This is a genomic window from Protofrankia sp. CiP1_Cm_nod4, assembly GCF_982290645.1.
Genome location: NZ_CEVIVC010000032.1, coordinates 38,172 through 39,968, shown reverse-complemented (window position 1 = coordinate 39,968; position 1,797 = coordinate 38,172). Strand labels below are relative to the sequence as shown.

Sequence of the window (1,797 nt, the reverse complement as noted above, 5' to 3'; positions counted from 1 at the left end):
TGGGGCCGGCTGCCGCTGGCCGTCCAGGCCACTCTGCCGGTGTGGGCCGCCAGCCGGATCGCGGTGATCGTGCTCTCGCTGGCCGCGTCCCGGGCGCTCTCCGGCCATCCGCTCGCGCAGCTGCCGGGGCTGAACACGTTGTGGGACCGCTGGGACGTCGGCCTGTTCACCAAGGTCGCGCGGTTCGGCTACGTCTCGCCGGAGTACACCGACCGCACCGAGGTGGACTTCCCTGGATTCCCGCTCGCGATACGCCTGGCACACCTGGTCGTCCCGGACTGGACCTTCGCCGGGATGGTGGTCTCGTTCGTGGCCGGGGCCGCGGCCGTGGCGGCCATCTGGCAGATGCAGATGGACGACCGGACACGAGCGGACGGCGCGACAGCGCGCCGGACACCACTGCGGCCCGGGCACCGGACAGATGTCAGGGGCCGGACGGATATCAGAGACCGGACAGCCGCGACAGGCCGGACAGCCGTGACAGGCCGGACAGCCGCGACAGGACGAAACAGCGCACCGAGCGTGCAGGACGCGCCGGGTGGGTGGTCGGCACCGGACGGGCGGGGCGGGCCTGACCGGCGGGGCGCGGATTTCGCGGTCGTCGCCGTCGTGCTGTTCCCGTACGCGGTGTTCCTGTGCGCCGCGTACTCCGAGGCGGTCTTTCTCGGTTTCGCCACCACGTCCTGGCTCGCGGCGCGCCGGCAGCGCTGGTGGCTGGCGGGTCTGCTCGGCGCGGGCGCCGCGTCCACCCGGGTCACCGGTATCCCCTTCTGCCTGGCGCTGGCCGTCCAGTACGTGGTCAGCCGGCGGCGCGCGGGACTGCCGGTGTTCGCGCCGGCGGGGCTCGCGCTCGCCCTGCCGCCACTGCCCGTCCTCGCCTTCGTCACCTACCTGCGGACGCGCACCGGCCACTGGGACGCCTACACGCAGGCCATGCGGGACGGCTGGCACCGGTGGGTCGACTGGCCGTGGGAGGGTTGGCGGGCGAGCTGGCGCTCGGCCTTCGACACGTCCCAGTCGTCGGCCTTCACCTGGTTCTGGCGCGGCGAGGTGGCCGCGGTCGTCGTCGGGGTCGTGGTGACCGTGGCGCTCCTGCGCTCGGCCCGTTTCGGCGAGGCCACCTTCGTCGGCGGCGCCACGCTGCTGATGAGCTGCTCGAACTACTACGCCTCGGGCATCCGGACGATGCTGGTGGCATTCCCGGTCTACCTGCTGCTCGGACGCGTCGTGACGCGCCGGCCATGGGTGCGCCCGGTGTACATCTGGCTGTCGGCCCCGGTGATGGCGGCCTTCGCCGTCGCCTTCACCCAGGGCCAGTGGGTCGACTGACACCGGCCCGCGCGTCTTCACCGTCCCGCGGCAACGCGGCAAGTCGGCAAGTCGGCAACGCTGTTGCGTTGTGATTCTGATGCTGCCGGGACAGCATCAGAATCACAACAATCATGGAACCCGGACCCATCCGACGCCGGTGGCGCGGGCGGGACGTGGAGCCGTGGGGAGCGTCTGCGAGGAGTGTCCATGAAGAGCGTCACTGTCACAGGCCGCGGGTCCGCGCCGTTCGTCGTGTCCGTCGGCCTGGCCGCCGCCGTGGTCGTGACGGTGGTCGCCGCGATCTGGCCGGCACCCGGCCGGCACGTGCACGGCCTGCTGGTGGTGATCTCGTTGACGCTTGTCGCGGGAGTGGCCGGCGCCGGTCTGCGGGTGGTCGCCGCCGAACGCCGGCGTGCGGCCCGCGAGAGCCGCGAGGTGACGGACGGCGGCAGTGGATGACGCCAGGGAACGACGCCAGGGAACGAC

General features: G+C 72.4%; 2 protein-coding genes. Both read left to right on the top strand.

Going from position 1 to position 1,797, the window contains the following annotated elements; all coding sequences use genetic code 11:
- Positions 1-9 precede the first annotated feature (9 nt).
- Positions 10-1,329 carry a hypothetical protein gene (locus AC5LSR_RS08785; RefSeq protein WP_493468341.1) on the top strand — a complete coding sequence of 440 codons (1,320 nt, stop codon included), beginning with the start codon at positions 10-12 and terminating at the stop codon, positions 1,327-1,329.
- A 189-nt stretch (positions 1,330-1,518) separates the two neighbouring features.
- The gene (locus AC5LSR_RS08780) at positions 1,519-1,770 is read left to right on the top strand and encodes a hypothetical protein (protein WP_250281514.1); all 252 of its coding nucleotides are present in this window, start codon (positions 1,519-1,521) and stop codon (positions 1,768-1,770) included.
- Positions 1,771-1,797: the final 27 nt, after the last annotated feature.

Coding starts and splice junctions, on each gene's coding strand:
- AC5LSR_RS08780 (WP_250281514.1), top strand. CDS start 1,519: ATGAAGAGCGTCACTGTCACAGGCCGCGGGTCCGCGCCGTTCGTCGTG.